The 18,696-nt window shown below is 46.3% G+C and carries 13 protein-coding genes; 10 read left to right on the forward strand and 3 right to left on the reverse strand.

Going from position 1 to position 18,696, the window contains the following annotated elements:
• Window positions 1–221: 221 nt before the first annotated feature.
• The 7 genes from ASG85_RS17135 (at window position 222) to ASG85_RS17165 (ending at window position 10,443) form a co-directional block, all read left to right on the forward strand.
• A complete protein-coding gene (locus ASG85_RS17135; RefSeq protein ID WP_060647162.1) occupies window positions 222–1,880 on the forward strand; it encodes a response regulator in 1,659 nt (552 codons plus the stop codon).
• An 81-nt stretch (window positions 1,881–1,961) separates the two neighbouring features.
• Window positions 1,962–3,689, forward strand: coding sequence for a sensor histidine kinase (locus ASG85_RS17140; RefSeq protein WP_156389971.1), 1,728 nt, complete (start codon window positions 1,962–1,964; stop codon window positions 3,687–3,689).
• Window positions 3,690–3,701: 12 nt separating this feature from the next.
• Window positions 3,702–4,685, forward strand: a complete 984-nt coding sequence (locus tag ASG85_RS17145) for a substrate-binding domain-containing protein (protein WP_060647164.1) — start codon at window positions 3,702–3,704, stop codon at window positions 4,683–4,685.
• A gap of 111 nt (window positions 4,686–4,796) precedes the next feature.
• A complete protein-coding gene (locus tag ASG85_RS17150) occupies window positions 4,797–5,870 on the forward strand; it encodes a galactose ABC transporter substrate-binding protein (protein WP_414858749.1) in 1,074 nt (357 codons plus the stop codon).
• Window positions 5,871–6,014: 144 nt separating this feature from the next.
• Window positions 6,015–7,532: a sugar ABC transporter ATP-binding protein gene (locus ASG85_RS17155; RefSeq protein WP_057303332.1), complete on the forward strand. Its 1,518-nt coding sequence runs from the start codon at window positions 6,015–6,017 to the stop codon at window positions 7,530–7,532.
• An 18-nt stretch (window positions 7,533–7,550) separates the two neighbouring features.
• Window positions 7,551–8,582, forward strand: coding sequence for a galactose/methyl galactoside ABC transporter permease MglC (gene mglC, locus ASG85_RS17160; protein WP_057303333.1), 1,032 nt, complete (start codon window positions 7,551–7,553; stop codon window positions 8,580–8,582).
• Window positions 8,583–8,712: 130 nt separating this feature from the next.
• Complete coding sequence (locus ASG85_RS17165) at window positions 8,713–10,443, forward strand: methyl-accepting chemotaxis protein (RefSeq protein ID WP_057303334.1); 1,731 nt, start codon at window positions 8,713–8,715, stop codon at window positions 10,441–10,443.
• Window positions 10,444–10,870: 427 nt separating this feature from the next.
• On the opposite strand, the gene ASG85_RS17170 is transcribed toward ASG85_RS17165, so the two are convergent.
• From ASG85_RS17170 to ASG85_RS17185, 3 genes are all read right to left on the reverse strand, one after another.
• Entirely contained in the window at window positions 10,871–11,335 is a 465-nt protein-coding gene (locus ASG85_RS17170) for a RidA family protein (RefSeq protein ID WP_060647167.1), read from the reverse strand.
• A 579-nt stretch (window positions 11,336–11,914) separates the two neighbouring features.
• Window positions 11,915–13,057, reverse strand: a complete 1,143-nt coding sequence (locus ASG85_RS17180; RefSeq protein ID WP_082588124.1) for an alanine racemase — start codon at window positions 13,055–13,057, stop codon at window positions 11,915–11,917.
• Window positions 13,054–13,713, reverse strand: a complete 660-nt coding sequence (locus tag ASG85_RS17185; RefSeq protein ID WP_057303336.1) for a transcriptional regulator — start codon at window positions 13,711–13,713, stop codon at window positions 13,054–13,056. Before ASG85_RS17185 ends, ASG85_RS17180 begins: the two co-directional genes overlap by 4 nt.
• Before the next feature lie 152 nt (window positions 13,714–13,865).
• Between ASG85_RS17185 and ASG85_RS17190 the strand changes: the two genes are divergently transcribed.
• The 3 genes from ASG85_RS17190 to ASG85_RS17200 all read left to right on the forward strand — a co-directional run bounded on the left by ASG85_RS17190 (window position 13,866) and on the right by ASG85_RS17200 (window position 18,687).
• Window positions 13,866–15,662: a sensor histidine kinase gene (locus tag ASG85_RS17190; RefSeq protein ID WP_060647171.1), complete on the forward strand. Its 1,797-nt coding sequence runs from the start codon at window positions 13,866–13,868 to the stop codon at window positions 15,660–15,662.
• On the forward strand, window positions 15,659–17,218 hold the full coding sequence (locus ASG85_RS17195; protein WP_060647173.1) for a response regulator transcription factor: 1,560 nt from the start codon (window positions 15,659–15,661) through the stop codon (window positions 17,216–17,218). Before ASG85_RS17190 ends, ASG85_RS17195 begins: the two co-directional genes overlap by 4 nt.
• A 122-nt stretch (window positions 17,219–17,340) precedes the next feature.
• Window positions 17,341–18,687 carry an extracellular solute-binding protein gene (locus ASG85_RS17200; RefSeq protein ID WP_060647175.1) on the forward strand — a complete coding sequence of 449 codons (1,347 nt, stop codon included), beginning with the start codon at window positions 17,341–17,343 and terminating at the stop codon, window positions 18,685–18,687.
• The last annotated feature ends 9 nt before the right edge of the window (window positions 18,688–18,696 follow it).

The following is an 18,696-nucleotide window of genomic DNA, read 5'->3' on the forward strand; positions in this document are numbered from 1 at the left end:
AAGCAGGAGATTGTCCCAGATTGATGTCCTTATTAGTGGGTTTTCTTTCTCTCACTTAATTTTAACAGACAAAAGGTGATTTTTGCCATTACTTCCTCATTAGAGCATCAACCAGTTGTGTATTCCATAGGCAGTTAGTACAATGATGTTTATTAAGAATACGCTTACGAGAAGTGTTTATGAAGTAAGCTTTTTATACGAAAAGCTTTAGGAGGAAGAGCATGTACAAGCTGCTACTAGTGGATGACGAAGAGGACGTTCGAGAAGGTGTCGTCCGTGAGATAAATTGGGAAGCTATTGGCTTTGAAGTGGTAGAGAAGGCGGAGAACGGCAGGGAAGCGCTGGAAATGGTTGAGCGGCTGCAGCCGGATGTGGTTGTGACGGATATTCAGATGCCGTTCATGAATGGGCTCCAACTAGCTGAAGCGGTCCGTGAGCGTTTTCCGACGATTAAGCTCATCATTCTTACGGGGCATGATGAGTTCGAATATGCCCAAAGGGCTATTAAGCTTCATATTGATGAATATGTGCTTAAGCCTTTTTCCGCGCAAGAGCTTATCAATGCTTTGCTGAAGGTGAAGGAGCAGATTCAGGAGGAAGTGTCTCATCGGGAAAATGTACAGCTGCTGAAGGAGCATTACCGCAAGAGCATGCCTGTGCTTAAGGAAAATTTCTTGGCGACCCTGATGAACCGGAAACTCCCGCGCGATGAAGTGTATGAGAAGGCGGCAAACTATGGTATTGAGCTCAGTGGGAATAGCTATGTTGTAGCGGTGCTTAGCATCGACGGTGTGCTCATTCATGAAGAGGATTTGGAGAATCGCGGCGAGCTGGCGAAGTCCGTTTCTTTGAAATACTCCGAGGATCAAGCGCTGAAATATTTTGCCCTGCTGAATATTACGGAAGAGATCGCCGATAAACGGCGTCTTGGTCTTGTTTTCATGCATAACGATCAAGTGGTTGTGCTCGCCGCGAGGGAAAGTACAGATAGAGAAGCTGCGCTTCAAGAAACGATGAAGGTGCTGGAAGAAGTGCGCCAGAACGTTGAGAAATATTTGAAGTTTACACTTACCGTTGGGATTGGAACTGTTATGAAAGACGTAACCAAGATTAGCTATTCGTATGAAGACGCCGTGTTGGCGCTGGATTACCGGCTTATCTTAGGCAACAACCGCATGATCTACATCGATGATGTGGAGAAGCGAAACGTGGAGAAGATTCGTTTTGACGATGTGAAGGAGCATGCCTTGACGCGCTGCATTAAGGTCGGGACGAGTCAGGAGATTCGGGAGACGATGGATGAGCTTTTTCAAGGGATAGAAGGCGGTGTTTCCGTTAAGGACTACCAAATTTATTTACTCGAAATATTGACTTGTATTCTGAAAGCGGCCAAGGACTCGAATCTTAACGTCGATGAGGTATTTGGCGATCATTTTATTCCTTTTACAGAGATTAATAAATTCACATCCTTGGAAGAAGCTAAGCATTGGCTTGCCGAATTATGTGCCAGCATGATGAATCATATCGCGACGGATCGTCAATATACGTACAAAAACCTGGTCGAAATGGCCAAGGATTATACGAAAAGCCATTATCACGAAGGAGATATCACGATTAATAAAGTGTGCGGCCACCTGCATATTAGCGCGGGGTATTTCAGCAGTATTTTCAAAAAAGAGACGAAAATGACCTTCGTGAACTATTTGAATCATATTCGTATGGAAGCTGCTAAGGAGCTCTTGCGTTCTACGGATATGAAGGCACTGGAAATTGCCGAGAAGGTTGGCTATGCCGATGCCAATTATTTCAGCTTTTCGTTCCGTAAAAATGTCGGTGTTTCCCCCAAAGAGTACCGAAATAACAGTTCCAAAGGGCTTTAGTGGTAAAGGAGCGGGTGGTAAAGCTTGAAACGTAAAGTAAGAACACTATTCGAGGCCTTGTATAACGTACTGCTGGACACGATGAGGGTGAAAAGCATTCAATTTACGATTACAATGTCGTTTATTTTGATTACGGTGATCGTCATGCTGATCGTTTCGCTGGTGCTTTATAATAAATTTTCTAGAACAGCGGAAGAGAGCGCTTTTCTGAATACGCAGCAGGTGATTGAGCAGGTACAGTTTAACTTGGAGCACTATATTAAAGGCATGGCGGACACTTTCGAGGTGGTCGATGCAAAAATTGCTAAGAGCCGCGGCATTCCTACGGACAAGCTGCTCGAGCAGTTGGAAACGATCGCGAGTACGCGCGAGGATATCGTCTCCATTCACCTTTTTACAGCAGATGGTGGACTAGTTACCGGCATTCCCACGACCGAGATGCGTAAAAATACGCGACTTCTCGAGCAGTCGTGGTTTAAGTCTGCGCTGGATAATCCGAACCATCTCACTTTTTCCCTACCGCATATACAGAATCTGTTCAAGGATCCATACAAATGGGTCGTATCCATGAGCAAAGGTGTTTCCATTGAAAAGGATGGGAAATGGGTAGAGGCTGTGCTGCTCGTAGATGTTAATTTCAAGACGCTGGATGACGTGTTTCGTACGGTTTCTCTTGGCAAAAAGGGCTATGTTTACATCATTGATGACTCTGCCGGTAACATCGTCTACCACCCGCAGCAGCAGCTTATTTATATTGGCTTGAAGTATGAAAATGTGGAGCAAGCGCTCAAATTTTCGTATGGAAAATACATGGATGTCAGCGATGGCGAGTCGCGGCTCAATGTGGTCAGGACGGTTAATAACATCGGTTGGAAAATTATTGGCGTCTCCTACATGGATGAAATGGTTACAACACGGAAGGAAATCAGTACGTTCATGATTTGGCTTCTCGTCATTGTCCTTGTTTTCATTTTGTTGATCTCATCCTTCATGTCTGCGCGTATTTCACAACCCATTAAGCGACTAAAGAAGTCGATGGAAATGGTTGAAAAGGGCCATTTTGACACCTATATTCATGTCCGGGGCGCTGATGAAGTGGAGCAGCTTTCGCGGAGATTCAATCTGATGGTCTCACGGGTTCGTGAGCTGATGGATCAAAGTATCCATGAGCAGGAGACGAAGAGGAAGAATGAGCTGGAGGTCCTGCAGTCTCAGATTAATCCGCATTTTTTGTACAATACACTCAATTCCGTTGTTCGCATGGTGGGTAATGGGAAGAAAGAAGACGTCGTCAAAACCATCACGTCCTTGTCTAAGTTTTTTCGGATATCGCTGAGCAAGGGCAAGAATATCATTACAATCGGGGAAGAGATCGAGCACATTCGGAATTATTTGATTATCCAGAAGATGCGGTATAAAGATAAGTTCGATTACGAGATTCAGGTGGATGAAGAGGTACTCACTTATAAGACACTGAAGCTGATTTTACAACCTTTTGTGGAAAACGCGCTTTATCATGGCATTGAATATATGGTAGACGAAGGCCTCATTCACATCTCGGTTGGCAAGGACAGTGAGAAGATTTTATTTGAGATTAGAGATAACGGTGTTGGTATGTCGGAAGAAACGCTCAAAAACATCATGACCGGTCATGTGAAAAGTGAAAAAGGGTCAGGGGTAGGGCTACGAAATGTACATGAGCGGATCCAGTTATATTTCGGTTCGGAGTATGGGGTCAAGGTTGAAAGTGAGCTGGAAGAAGGAACGACAGTCAAGGTTTGGATTCCAGTAGTTTTGGAAGATGAATAGGAAGGAGAAGCCATGGATAAAACAATGAAAGTAAGACCCCTACTATTTGCCGTCCTGGTAGCCGTCATCTCCATGTCCTCCTGTTCCAAACAAACGGAGGAGACCACACCAACGGAGCAGAAAAAACATTTTGAGGTTGTACTCCGAAGTCAAAACGGTGACTACTGGAAGACGGTGAAGATCGGCGCCGAGGTGGCCGCGAAAGAATTTGATGTAGCGCTGGATTTCCGTGCACCAGGCGATGAAGCGGATGTGAAGGGACAAATCGCTCTAGTGGAGCAATCGATAGGCAGCGGACCGGACGCCATTGTACTCGCTCCTAACAGTTATAAGCAATTATCTGGGGTTGTAGATGATGCGTCAATACGGGGAATTCCTGTTATCACGATCGATTCTGAAGTAGAGTCACGCAAAGCCAAGAGCTTCATCGGAGCTAATAATTATGAGGCTGGGCAATTGGCTGGCAAACAGCTCATCGAGTTGGCTGGGACAAGCGGTGATATTGCTATTGTTAGCTTTATGCAAGGAGAGCGCAATACAGAGCTTCGGGAACAGGGTCTTTTAGAAGAATTATCTAAATATCCGGATGTTAAGGTGATTGATAAGGTTTACAGTATGACGGACTATGAGCTTGCTGCGCAGCTAACCCGTAACATGATGGAGAAGTATCCCCAATTAGACGGAATTGTTGCTCTGAATGAAATCTCGTCCATTGGCGTTGCGCATGCGATTCAAAGTATGGACCTTCAGGATAAAGTGAAAATCATTACGTTTGATAGTACCTCCGAAGAGCTGGAGCTCCTTCAAGAAGGAGTCATCCAAGCGACCATTATTCAAAATCCATTCAGTATCGGATATTTAGGTGTGAAGAACGCGGTTGCAGCTTCGAATGGGAAGAAGGTTCCCAGCCGCGTGGATACAGGGATTAAAGCCATTGATCTAGGTAATATGTTTTGGTCAGACAATCAAAAGCTGTTATTCCCATTTATAAAGTGATGAGAATTTCGATAGAACATATGAGGATATTGCATTTGTTTTGCTGTTTTGATCCAGTATAGTAAGGAATGTAAATAATAAACAACACAACCTTTTAGGGAGGGTCTTATCTTGAAAAAATTGATTACTCTTGCAGTAGCAGGCGCATTGGTTGCAACCGTGGCAGGCTGTGGCAATAAAGCAGCAACACCTTCACCTGCTCCAGCAGCAACTACTGGTGCAGCAGCAACTCCAAAAACAGCAGACACAGCTAAAAAACCAACAATTGGTGTAGCTATCTACAAATTTGACGATACATTCATGTCTGGTGTTCGTGCCGCGATCGCTGATGCTGCTAAGGATAAAGCAACAGTTGATATCGTTGACAGCCAGAACTCACAACCAACACAAAATGATAAAGTGGATCTTTTCATCACGAAAAAAGTAAACGCTCTAGCAATTAACGCAGTTGACCGTACAGCGGCAGGCGTTATCATCGATAAAGCAAAAGCTGCAAACGTTCCAGTTGTTTTCTTGAACCGTGAGCCGCTTGCTGACGACATGAAGAAATGGGATAAAGTTTACTATGTAGGCGCTAAAGCAGAGCAATCCGGTACAATGGAAGGCCAACTGCTGGTTGACTACTTCAAAGCTCACCCAGAAGCGGATAAAAACAAAGACGGTAAAATCCAATACGTTATGCTCAAAGGCGAGCCAGGACATCAAGATGCTGAGCTTCGCACGAAGTTCTCCATCCAAGCGATCACAGATGCTGGTCTAGGTGTAGAAAAAGTAGCGGAAGATACAGCTATGTGGGACCGCGTTAAAGGTCAAGAAAAAATGGCAGCATTCCTAGCTTCCAGCGAAAGCAAAATCGAAGCTGTTCTTGCGAACAACGATGATATGGCTCTTGGCGCTATCGAAGCTTTGAAAGCAAAAGGCTATTTCAAAGATAACAAATTCTTACCGGTTGTAGGCGTAGATGCTACAGCTCCTGCTCTTCAAGCGCTTAGCGACGGCACATTGCTCGGAACAGTTCTGAACGATGCGAAAAACCAAGGCGCAGCAACAACGAATGTAGCAGCAGCACTTGCTAACGGTAAAACACCAAGCAAAGAAACAACAGGCTACGATGTAACAGACGGTAAGTATGTATGGATTTCCTACAAAAAGATTACAAAAGCTAACATGAACGAAGCGAAGTAATCCGAATAGAAGCGGGCAAGAGCAGCGATGTATCATACGCGGGCGCTCTTGCCTTCCTTATTTGGGAACCCGTGCAAAGGTAAAGAGACAACGAAGAAAGGCTTCACTTTGTGGGGATTATCGTGAGCTGTAGGGGGAGTTACCATGACTGTACATGACTATTTATTGGAAATGAATCAAATCTCCAAAGAATTCCCCGGCGTCAAAGCGCTGGATAACGTTACCCTCAAAGTTCGCCCGGGAAGCGTGCATGCGCTGATGGGAGAGAACGGTGCGGGCAAATCGACGCTGATGAAATGCTTGTTCGGTATTTATAAGCCGGATGGCGGAGAAATCAAATTGAATGGCGAGGTCGTTTCCATTCAAAGTTCGAAAGATGCATTAGAAAACGGTATTTCCATGATCCATCAAGAGCTTCATCCCGTTCCTCATCGTAACGTAATGGAGAATATCTGGCTTGGCAGATTTCCGCTAAAAGGGATCGGACCTTTGAAATTAGTGGATCACAAGAAGATGCGTAAAGATACAGAGAGCTTATTCAAACAGCTCCAGATGGATATTAAACCGGATACACTGGTCGGAACGTTATCTGTTTCTAAAGTACAATCCATTGAAATTGCCAAGGCTGTGTCATTCAATTCGAAAGTCATTGTTATGGATGAGCCGACTTCTTCCCTAACGGGTAACGAAGTTGAGCAGCTGTTTCGCATCATTCGCGACCTGAGAAGTCGTGGCGTTTCGATCATCTATATTTCACATAAAATGGAAGAAATTCTTGAAATTTCAGATGAAGTGACGATTATGCGCGACGGTACCAAGATCGGTACGTGGGCATCGTCGGAGTTAACAACTGACATGATTATTTCGAAGATGGTCGGACGAGATCTGAAGGAGCGTTTCCCTGAGCGCAGCAATGTGCCGAACGGTGTATTAATGAAAGTCGAAGGACTGACATCTGTCATCCCAAGATCATTTAAGAATGTATCCTTTGATCTTCGTAAGGGAGAGATTCTTGGAGTCGGCGGTCTTGTTGGTGCTCAGCGGACGGAGTTAATTGAAGCTTTGTTCGGGATGAGAGGTGTTGCTTCCGGCAGCATTTCCATGCATGGCAAGCAAGTAAAGCTCAAGTCGCCGATCGATGCTATTAAGCAGAAAATCGCTTTGCTCACGGAAGAGCGTCGTGTAACGGGTATTTTCCCCGTATTATCTGTTCTTGAGAACACTGTGATTGCGAACTTGGGCAGATATATGAACCCACTGGGCTTCATTAACGAAGCTAAGCGTAAAGTAGAAGTTGAACGAAGTATCGAAATGCTTCGGGTGAAGACGCCGAATATGCACGCGCTGATCAAGAACCTGTCAGGCGGTAACCAACAAAAGGTGCTGCTTGCCAGATGGCTGCTCACAGAACCGGACGTACTTCTGCTTGATGAACCAACACGGGGAATTGACGTAGGTGCTAAATTCGAGATTTACTCCATCATCGCTGACCTTGCGAAGCAGGGGAAAAGTATTATCATGATCTCTTCTGAAATGCCCGAACTGTTAGGGATGTCAGACCGAATCATGGTCATGTGTGAAGGACGCCTTACAGGCATTGTGGAAGGAAATAAAGCAACTGAAGAAGAGATCATGCGCCTTGCTGCACAGCATATGGCATAATGGAGGGGGCCAAGAACCATGAGTACGAAGACAGAAACATTGAAATCCAGAGATATTAGTGGGTTCGTGACCAAATACGCAATTTACATCGTGCTAGTCGTGTTAGTTATCGGTATCGCGATATATGATCCACGCTTTTTATCCGTAAATATCCTTCGTGATATTTTACTGCAGTCATCCACGCGCGTTATTATCGCATTGGGTGCGGCATTCATCTTAATCACAGGGGGAACGGACCTTTCGACAGGACGTATCGTCGGTTTGACTGCCGTTATCTCCGCTTCCATGCTGCAAACGCAGGAGTATGGAAGAAGATTTTTCCCGAATTTGCCGGAGCTGCCATTGATCGTGCCGATCCTTCTTGCGATCGCAGCCGGTCTATTGGTAGGTCTAATCAATGGGATCATTGTTGCAAGATTCAAGGTTCCACCGTTCATCGCAACTTTGGGTACGATGGTAGCTGTATACGGAGCTAACTCCTTATACTTTGATATGAAACCGAATCAGTCACAGCCGATTGGCGGATTGAGACCAGATTTCAGTAAGCTGGGGACAGGCGCGATCGGAACCGGTTCGACTTATTCCATTCCTTACATTGTCATTATTGCCATTGTTGTAGCTATCATCGTTTGGATTGTGTTCAATAAAACGAAGCTGGGGAAATATATGTACGCAATCGGCGGCAACATTCACGCAGCGGTTGTTTCAGGTATTAACGTAAACCGTTACCTCATCTACATCTATTCGCTTGCTGGCGCTTTATATGGTCTAGCAGGGGTGCTGGAAGCAGCAAGAACAGGTGGCGCAACGAATAACTACGGGAATATGTACGAGCTTGATGCGATCGCAGCTTGCGTCGTCGGTGGCGTATCCACTTCCGGTGGTATCGGGACTGTACCTGGTGTTCTTGCAGGGGTTTTAATTTTCAGTGTTATCAACTATGGTTTGACGTTTATCGGAATTAGTCCTTACTGGCAGTTGATTATTAAAGGCGTAATTATCGTCGCGGCTGTTGCCTTCGATATGCGTAAATACATGAACTCCAAATAAAGACAGTAAACACCAAGACGCTTTATATCATTTGGTTATAGGTAATAATGTGAAACAGGCTGTCGCGATTTAACGACAGCCTGTTATCCTGTATTAAATGAAAGCGATTACTGACGTGGAGGGCATAGTCATGGCAAATCATAATTCGGCTAGCTGGAGAAAGCAAATAGTATCAGTTTCCTTGAGAAGCAAAATTGTAGGCACATTTATTATTGTATCTTTACTCGTTGCAGTAACCAGCGGCATGTCGTATACATACTTAAACAAAGTGGATAGCTCTTATTCCAAGCTCCTAAATGATAATGTCACAATTATTCGAAATGTGTCAGAGATCAAAGAGAAAACGCAAATACAGAACAGTATGCTGTTCGGATACGTTTTAGACCCTACGAAGGACAAAGAGAAGCTTTTGACAGAAATGAATGGAACCCTTTCTTCGATCATTACAAAGATGGGAGAGGTTTCAAAGAACGAGGATGAGCAAAGTGCTATCCAATCTATGGCAGATTCGAACATGACGTTTGCTCGCTTAGTGAAGAAAGTGGCGGAATACGCCGACAAAGGGAATGTGGCTCTAGCCAAAGCGGAAGCGATGCAGTGGGCTATTCCGACAACGGAAACATTGACGCAGGCTGCCGCGAAGATTGAAGAACTGGAAAGGAACGTTCAAGAGGAAGCTTCGGTCCGCAATCATGATGTGGTTGTTTCGACCGTTCAAACGTTGATCTGGGTCAGTATAGCAGCCTTTCTTTTCGCCTTGGCCATCGGCCTCTTGCTGTCTCGCACGATTGTAAATCCCATACGATCTATGGTACAGGCAGCCGAACGAATCGCAGCATGCGACTTAACGGTTGGTGACATTAACGTGAAGAATAGGGACGAATTACGACATTTGGCCACCGCTTTTAATCAAATGAAAGCCAATCTGCATAGCTTAATTAGTCAGGTAGGTAGCAGCGCCCAGCACGTAGCTGCTGCCTCGGAAGCGCTTAGCAGCAATTCTGAACAAGTTAGCGAATCTTCGGAGCGTATTACATACACAGTTCAAGAGATTTCGATGGGTACGGATGCGCAAGTGCGCAGTGTACACTTGGGAGTCTCCATCATGGAGGAAATGTCAGCAGCCGTTATTCAAATTGCAAGCGTCACGCAGTCGGCTAACCATCAGTCTTTCCTCGCGCAGCAAGAGGCAGGCGAGGGCAATGCGGCTGTCGAGACAGCGATAACACAGATGAATGCTATTTATCAGAAGATGATGGAACTTGCAGAATCGGTACAGAGTCTTGGTCAACGGTCTGAACAAATCGTCAATGCGAACGCGATGATTGCAGGTATTGCGCGGCAGACAAACATGCTTGCGCTCAATGCCTCCATTGAAGCGGCGCGTGCCGGAGCCGCTGGTAAAGGCTTTGCGGTCGTCGCCGACGAGGTCCGCAAGTTATCTATGCAGACTGGAGCAGCGGCGGAAGAAGTCGCCCATCTTGTTTCCAGTATTCAGGATGAAACAAGAAAGGTTGTCAGTTCCACCGAGGCAGGGAGCCGAGAGGTGCAGACGGGGCTTGAGGTAGTCGGCGTAGCGCGAGATACCTTCAAACGTATTCGCGATGCGATGGACGAAGTTGCGAAGCAGATCGAGGAAGTAGCGGGAAGTTCGGGCGCTATATCCGAGAAAACACGTGCAGCCGTGGATGTGATTCGCGCGATCGATGAAGTAGCCGGGCAGACCGCTGCGGGAGCAAGAAATGTATCTTCCAACATCGAGGGTCAGTACGCCAGCATGGAGGAGATTTTCTCCTCAGCGACAGTGCTGAACAGCATGGCTGCTGATTTGCAGACCTTAATCGGAAGATTCCGCGTGTGAGGAGTAAAGTTGACTCCGAATTTCGGAGAATTCCTCGGTTGGGTTGGATGAGCTGGCTAATTTGGCTGCTTTTGAGTGCTGAAGAGGGCTGAAGAGTGCTGAAGAATGCTGAAGAATGCTGAAGAGTGCATGAGATTGCTAAACAGCGGCTAAAGAGTGCTTAAGAGGAACGACAAGACGCTATTTCGGGAAAATTGTGCTGAAAGTCGAATCTAACGGAACGTGACGGCTCTATTTAGGAAAATAGAGCTAATTAGGACGCGAAGCAGCGAAATAACGAATCCTCGTTCCTCTTGGGTCATGAAACGGGCGTTTTTTCGTCAAATAAGGCATCTACGTTCCCTTTGCGGAACATGCAATCGTAAACAGCTTTAAGCACAAAAGAAGGACCTGAGGCAGCGCCGCAGGTCCTTTATTTTTATAGTGCCTAATCTCTCACTTCTACGATAAGTTCAATTTCCACCGGTGTGTGAAAAGGCAGATCGCTCGTGCCAATCGCTGAGCGAGCATGTTTGCCCTTCTCGCCGAACACAGCCACTAACAAGTCAGATGCGCCGTTGATGACATAGGGTTGATCACCAAAGCCTGGAGCGCTGTTGACGAAACCGAGCATTTTTACGATTTTGACAACGCGGTCCAAATCTCCAAGATAGCCCTTCATAACAGCTAAGCAATTGATAATGGTTTGGCGCCCTGCCGCTTGCCCTTGCTCAATGGTTACTTCACGGCCAAGTTTGCCTTCGAACATAAGTTCACCGTTAATGCGGCAATCCTGACCGGATAAATAGATGAGATTCCCTGTCTGATTACAAGGGATATACGTGAAACGCGGTTCCGGGGAAGCGGGAAGCGTGATACCTAGCTCTAGTAGACGTTGTTCAATTTGGGACATCGTGTTGACCTCCTAGTTAAATGATGATGAAATCGAATCGAGACTGCCGATTCATTCGTTATGCCTCTTTATTCAGAAACCATGGACGCCATTTTCGGTTATAACTCAATCAGCGATTAATACACGAAAGTGAGCATCCGTGGTTACCATTGTTGTATTTTCTGCAACAATTCCCACTCGCAAAGGCCATTTGACCTGTTGATGTTGTAGTTTGTGCAACATTTCGAGCCCATTAGTTGCGAAATGACCTGTATAGGGCTCAATTGTTGTACATAATGCAACATCGAAGGGAAAGAGGCGAGATCTGGGCAGCAATTGTTGCACTTTCTGCAACATCATTCAACTGAGAATATGCCTTCATTCTTCCATGATTCATCGATACATCCATTCATTCATTTTTCCATCATTCATTCATCCGGCAACCTCAAGTGAGCATTAATGATTACCGATGTTGTATTTTCTGCACCTCAAGTAATCATGTATGACGATGGATTTCGATTAAGAGATCTCAATGTAGTATAAGATTAGATGAATGAATCGACGGTCTTTAAATGGCGTAATGATGCCAGATTGATAAGCTTACTCCAACATACCTCGTGCAAGCACCGGAAGGCGCTCATATGTATCACCGCGCTGCATAATAACCTGATTATGCAGGTTGACTGTGCTGCAAATGTGATTAGGGATAATACGCAGCTTGTCGCCTACCTGTATGTTGGCTGCTTGGGCAAGTGGCCCAAGATCAAGCATGCCATGCTCTTCAGACAAGCGAACGAGAATGGAATCTTCTAGATTCATGATGTGGCCGAAGCCCCGCAGCTGAAGCGGGGCTGTGTCCGGCTGCACATCGGTAGCGAATGTTTTGCTGCCGCCATCGATGATCGCGAGATCCGCCGCCGGGCGGCTAACGACCGTGACCAGCACGCTGCCTGCGCAGTCTTCGATGTCGCAGAGGCCTAATCGGGCTTGCATCCGATCATAGTACACGTAGGTGCCTGGGCGGACCTCCGTTACGCCTTCTACCGTAGCGGCCGAAGCGGCCGTCGGTGTGGATCCGACGCTAACGTCCGTGATAGCGATGCCCTGCGCTTTAAGACGCTCGGCCAACTTCACCATTAGTGTGCCTTCTTCTTGACCGGCTGCAGCCACGTCGAGGGTAGGCTTCCTTGCTAGCAGGCAGCCGCGAAACGTATAGATGCCGGTCAGCCGCAAATGCGGCATGAGGGCGATTTCCGCGGCGAGCGCGGAGGCCTGCTCGTAAAGTACGCCGGTTCTGCGAAAGCCGGTATCGATTTCCAACCGGACTTGCAGCGAGTGGCCAAGTCGGCTAGCGCACTGCTCTAATTGCTGAGCGCCTGCCAAGCTATCGACGCCTACGATCAGCTCGATTTGCTCGCTCAAGCGAATCGCTCTTTCAATCTTGCTAGGAGTCACAAGCGGGTAAGCGATGAAAATATTGGTGACGCCACCCGCCGCCATAACCTCTGCTTCGGACACTTTCGCTACCGTGATACCGACAGCGCCAGCCGCAATTTGTTGGAGTGCTACGGAAGGAAGTTTGTGTGTCTTCGCATGCGGACGCAGCTTCACCTGATGTTGGCTAATAACATCAGCCATTGCTTGAATGTTTCGTTCCATGCGTTCCGTGTCAATAAGCAGGCAAGGTGTTTCTAATGTTTCCAGTGTTTCCGATGTCTCCAGATTCTCCAACGTTTTCATCATCCTTCCACACTCTCTTTCACGGCATTTTTGCCTTCCTCTAAGTGACTATAAAGGGTATACTTTGAAATATTCAAATAAGTGCAAATCTTCTCGCCGCCTTTTTTAATCAGAAAAGCACCTTTGGCATCCAGGAGTTGAATCATGCGCATTTTGTCTTCCTTGGTCATAAACGCAACGGGTTTGCCTACTTGCTCTTGTGCTTCTTGAATTAGGGCATCAAGCAGATCGCTTACACTCGTAACGAATGATTCCTTTACTTCTGCTTGTTCCCCAGGACGTATAAGCGTCTGCAGCGTTTTCTCGGCGATCATCAGCTCTGTGATATCGTAGTTAATGCACAGCGAGCCAACGATAGTGCCTGCTTTATTTTTCATATACATCGAACTGGAGCGCAGAATGCGTCCATCTTTGGTTTGTGTTAAGTAGTTAAACTTGTTGCCGTTGACATGATTACCCCGCAGCAGCTCCAAACCGAGATTCGTTCCGGGATCTCCGACTTTACGTCCTGTGATGTGACCATTCGCAATCGCGACGATGGAGCTGTCGTAAGGACCTGTCAAGTCATGCAGCACGACTTCGCAGTTGTCACCGAATTGAGCGGCAAGTCCTGTCACAAGATCCGTCAAAAACCCAAATTCATCTTGAATTGATTCCACGCCTGTCATCTCCCTTTGTAAGGTTATCTGAGCAAAATGGTAACATAAACCGATTGAATGTCAAACGAAAAGTTTGTTTAGCTGAAAAAAAGTATGATTTTCTAGCGATGCTCATGTTAATATGTAAAACAAGACCGAAGGAGGGAACACCCATGAGACGCTGGTTTGCCAAATCCCTGAAACGTAAACTGTCTTTGCTTATTTTGTTCGCGGTTGTATTACCCCTGCTTTCAATGGGGATTGTTTCCTATAGCATCGCAACATCGGTGACGGAGGACAAAGCGAAGCAGGCGGGCATGAACACGCTGAAGCAAATGTCGGATAAGCTTGATTTTGTTATTCAAGATGTTGAGAATATGTCGGTCTTTCTGATCGGGCAAAAGGATATTCAAACGTATCTCAATAACGAAGAAGGGGACGTCAACAGCTATTCTCTTATCGTGGGCACCTTATGGAATCTATCGTATTCCAAAAAATACATCTCCAACATTACGATTACACCGAAAAACGGCAACCCTGCACTTTCTACAACGACCATAACCAATTCAGGATTATTTCCTCTCTCACAGCAATATGAATCCGTTTACAAGCTAGCTTCCAAATGGTGGTCTCCACTGTATGAAATTCAAACATCGGACGGACCGAAGAAGGTCATTTCACTCGTCAGACCCATTCGTGACGTCAGTACTTTCAAGACTGTAGGTACGCTTACCGTTTCGCTTGATCAGGCAGAAATCGGGCGTTATTTGACAGGTGCAGGATGGGAAAGCAGCGGGTTCGTTCTTTTGTTAGATCAGTATGATCAGATCATGTCGGGTGGCGATCCAAGTTGGTTAGCACGAACTGTCGGAGAAGTTTTTCCGAAAATGGGTGAGCTAACGGAGACAAGCGGTGTGCTCAACGTACAAAGAGACGAACAGCCGCACACGGTTCTGTTTAATCCGATTCCTCGGTTAGGATGGAAACTGGTTGGTTTCATCCCTACACAGATCTATCAAAAGCAAAATGGTTACGTGCTTACAGTGACAGCTGTTACGATTGTAATTGCACTGCTGCTCGCAATGGGAATGGTGCTCTACTTCTTGCAATGGGTAACGAAGCCTTTGATAAAACTGACCAAATATCTGAAGGATCTGAATCCAGATGAGACGATTCCTACCTATGAGGTGAAAAGCGTCGATGAAGTCGGACTGCTTGTCCACAGTTATAATAAGCTGAGTGAACGGATAGGTAGACTGAAGGATCAAGTACAGCTGAACGAAGCGATGAAAAAGGAAGCGGATATTATGGCTCTGCAGGCGCAGATTAATCCGCACTTTCTGTATAATACACTTTCCTCCATACATTGGATTGCCTTAATGAATAAGGATCGACAAATTGCTGAAATGGTGGGTGCGCTCAGTGATTTCTTAAGATTTAGTTTGAATAAGGGCGAGGAATTTTGCGCCGTTCAGCAGGAAATTTCTCATGCACAGAATTATGCCTATATACAAGCTATTCGGTTTCCTGATCAGTTTGAGATTGAATTTTTTATCGATCCCGCGATGGTGCAAACCTCGATGTTGAAGTTGCTTCTACAGCCGTTGATTGAGAACAGTCTTATTCATGGTATCCAGAAGAAAAAAGCGAAGGGTCACATTTATGTGCACGGAGAACTGAAGGATAGTCAAATGAAATTCGTTGTTGAAGATACTGGAATAGGCATGGATGAGACGAAGCAACGCGCGATTCAAGATCAGCTCGCTTTGGCCAATCGTCAGCTGGGCATGCTAAGCGAAGTCGCGAAAGAATCGAAGATAGTTGTTACTAGCTACGGACTCATCAATGTTCACCGGAGATTATTACTGCATTATGGAGCGGAGTCTGGGCTTATTGTTGAGAGTACGCCTGGCGTTGGGACGAGCATTTCATTTTCAATTCCTCTTTGGATGGGAGAACTAGCGACATGAGAATCTTGATTGTAGACGATGAGGTTATTATACGAACAGGCCTTTGTACCGTAATTGATTGGAAAGAGCTCGGTCTAGAACTGCTTCCGGCCGCCTCTTCCGCTGAAGAAGCCTTGGAGCGTATTCCTGAAGAGAAGCCGCATATTGTGCTGACCGATATTCGTATGTCAGGTATGGACGGTATCGAGCTTGCACGCGAGGTGAAAGCGATACTGCCGGATACGGAGATCGTTATCCTGACGGGTTACGATGACTTCAGTTATGCCCAGCAGGCACTGCGCGAAGGTGTGACCGATTACTTGCTGAAGACAAGTCGTCCGGAAGAGATTATTAAAGCTGCGCTGAAAGCGAAGCAGAACATTATGGATAAATGGGAGTCGATTAAACAGGATAATCTTCAACAGGCTGCACTGCGCAATCAGTTGTTAGAACGGGTGCTCAAAAGGGGCTTGAACGACGATAGGGAAGCCCAGGAACAGTTGCAAGTATGGTTTCGCAAGAATGGTGTAGATGTTCACCCAGAGTCAGGTGAGTCTGCAGCGATGCAAGTTCTCCTTATCTCTGTATCCGGATGGGGGGAGACGCCTATCTTGGAGCTTCTGCAAGGAGCCGCAGAGAATATCCTCCTCGAGCTGCTCCCGTGCGTTACGCTTATGAAAAAGGACCATTTGCTGCTTGTCGTGCGTCACGAAGTTGGGCTTACTGATCAAGCTGGGCTGACAAAGGCTCTTAAACGCGTTACCGAAACACTCAAATGCTCGGCTTTTGCAGCACTTGGAACTGTAACGCAGGATTACGAAGGCTTACAGGAATCTTATCGTACGGCGAAAGAAGTTTTTACTTACCAAGGGCTGCTAGGAGCACGAGGACTGTTTACTGTTGAAGATATCAGGGAGCGCAGCGGAGGTCGTACGGTTTGCACCGAGAAGGAAGAATCGGAGCTTACGGCGATCTTGATGAGCGGCAATGCCACAGAGCTGAGACACTGGGTGAATCAGAAGGTGCGGGCTCTAATGGAAGATGCCGCAGCGACGCCGCTGACGGTGCAGGGCTATTTGCAGTCAATGATCATAGCCGGTCATCGATGGCTTGAAAGGGCCAGTTCTTCCCAAGAGGGGACGGTTCCTCTTAGTACACTCCCTACCTATGAGGGGGAAGGGCGTCCAGAAGATGAAGTCTTTAAGGTGCTTTCTGCCGTAATGACGCGTTTTCATCAAGGCTTGGATCAGAATCGCTACGCCTATATTCACAAGTCCATTGCCTATATCCGGGACAATCTGCATCAGCCGATTTCACTTCAACAGGTGGCTGGATTCGTCCATGTGAATCCCAATCATTTTAGCGAGATATTCAAGCGGGAGACAGGCTGTACGTATATCGAATTCGTCACTCAGGAACGGATGAAACGCGCTGCGGATATCCTCCAGGGCACTCAGACCAAAGTCAGCGATATTGCCAGAAGAGTTGGTTATGAAGATATCAAATACTTTACGCAGCAGTTCAAAAAGTATACAGGAAGAACGCCGTCTGAATTTCGACATGGGAATAAAGACTGAATAATGTCCCCCACTGCTCCGAAGTTTCTCCCGTACCCCCTCCTGAATATGTCCACTATACTAAAGTTCATAGAGAGAGCTTGAGCTTATGTATCTAAGAAAACTTTAGGAGGTCTAAACAAATGAAAAAGTCATTGATCGTTACACTGGCGTCTACGGTTGTCTTAGCTTTTTTAGCCGGTTGTGGTTCAAGTGGAACAAAAGAGGGTGCGGCTGGTACCACGTCTCCCAAATCGACGGATGCAGCCAAACCAGCTGAGAAAGTAAAATTATCGATTTGGCACAACTATACAGGCGAAGATCTTCGCGCCAAAACGATGCGTGAATATATGGAGAAGTTCAAGAAGGATCACCCGAATGTCGAATTAGATATACAGGGAATTCCGCCCGATGGTTACCGTCCGCGGTTGAAAACAGTTGCTGCCGCTAATGAAATGCCAGATCTTTTCGTGATGTGGCCAGGTGTCATGACCAAGGAATTCGTCAGTGGTGACTTGATTCAGCCGATTAATGAGCTGTTGGATAGCAAAGCGGAATGGAAGAACGGTTTTATGCCAGGGTCCTTTGATGACTTCACGATCTCAGGCAAAACCTACAGCGCACCGATGGCTCTATCTCCTACTTCGATCCTTTACTATAACAAAGAAATCTTTAACAAATATAATGTACAGCCGCCTAAGACATGGGACGATCTCATGAAGCTGGTGGATACGTTCAAAAAGAATAATGTTACGCCAATCGCACTTGGCAACAAAGCGGCATGGGTTGCGCAGTCCAGCATTCTCAGCTCACTTGCAGACCGTGTAACGGGTACGGAATGGTTCCTGAAAGCAGTGGATCAGAATGGTGCTAAATTTACGGATCCAGAATTCGTTCAAGCCTTGACGTATCTTCAACAGCTTGGTAAGGCTGGCGCTTTCCAAGAAGGCTTCAACAGCATTGATAATACACAAATGGAACAAATGTTTGCTCAAGGTAAAGCGGCCATGATGATCGATGGTGGTTGGGCATTACCGAACTTAGCGTCGAATACATCCAAAGAAGCATTAGCTAACATGGCTGTTACCGTTCTGCCAACCGTGCCTAACGGCAAAGGTGATCCGAACACCCTTTCAGGCGTAGTAGGAACAGGACTTGGGATGAGTAAGAAAGTTACCGGCGCTCAGAAAGCCGCAGCCTACGAACTGATCTATACCTTGTCTGGCCCAGAAGCACAGAAAGCCATCTTGGAAAGCAACCAGCTCGTTAGCTACAAAGTAGATTTGGATACAACCAAAGTATCTTCCTTGTTTGCAGAAGTGTACAAAATGATGAACACGGTCAAGAAAACGCCAGTTTACGATGGCAAGCTTAGCTCCGCTAGTGCCGATGTCGTGAACAATGGTCTTCAAGAGCTCCTTATGGGCGGCAAGCCTGAGGACATTGCCAAAAAAATTCAAGACGCGCAAGCCAAAGCCGTCGGCAAATAATGTATGGCC

This window comes from Paenibacillus sp. Soil724D2 (assembly GCF_001427935.1).
GTDB lineage: Bacteria > Bacillota > Bacilli > Paenibacillales > NBRC-103111 > Paenibacillus_E.

Excerpts from the sequence above, each read along its gene's own strand:
- ASG85_RS17155 (WP_057303332.1), top strand. The coding sequence starts at position 6,015 with ATGACTGTACATGACTATTTATTGGAAATGAATCAAATCTCCAAAGAA.
- ASG85_RS17165 (WP_057303334.1), top strand. The coding sequence starts at position 8,713 with ATGGCAAATCATAATTCGGCTAGCTGGAGAAAGCAAATAGTATCAGTT.
- ASG85_RS17190 (WP_060647171.1), top strand. The coding sequence starts at position 13,866 with ATGAGACGCTGGTTTGCCAAATCCCTGAAACGTAAACTGTCTTTGCTT.
- ASG85_RS17200 (WP_060647175.1), top strand. The coding sequence starts at position 17,341 with ATGAAAAAGTCATTGATCGTTACACTGGCGTCTACGGTTGTCTTAGCT.
- ASG85_RS17170 (WP_060647167.1), bottom strand. The coding sequence starts at position 11,335 with ATGTCCCAAATTGAACAACGTCTACTAGAGCTAGGTATCACGCTTCCC.
- ASG85_RS17180 (WP_082588124.1), bottom strand. The coding sequence starts at position 13,057 with ATGATGAAAACGTTGGAGAATCTGGAGACATCGGAAACACTGGAAACA.
- ASG85_RS17145 (WP_060647164.1), top strand. The coding sequence starts at position 3,702 with ATGGATAAAACAATGAAAGTAAGACCCCTACTATTTGCCGTCCTGGTA.
- ASG85_RS17135 (WP_060647162.1), top strand. The coding sequence starts at position 222 with ATGTACAAGCTGCTACTAGTGGATGACGAAGAGGACGTTCGAGAAGGT.
- mglC (WP_057303333.1), top strand. The coding sequence starts at position 7,551 with ATGAGTACGAAGACAGAAACATTGAAATCCAGAGATATTAGTGGGTTC.
- ASG85_RS17140 (WP_156389971.1), top strand. The coding sequence starts at position 1,962 with ATGAGGGTGAAAAGCATTCAATTTACGATTACAATGTCGTTTATTTTG.
- ASG85_RS17195 (WP_060647173.1), top strand. The coding sequence starts at position 15,659 with ATGAGAATCTTGATTGTAGACGATGAGGTTATTATACGAACAGGCCTT.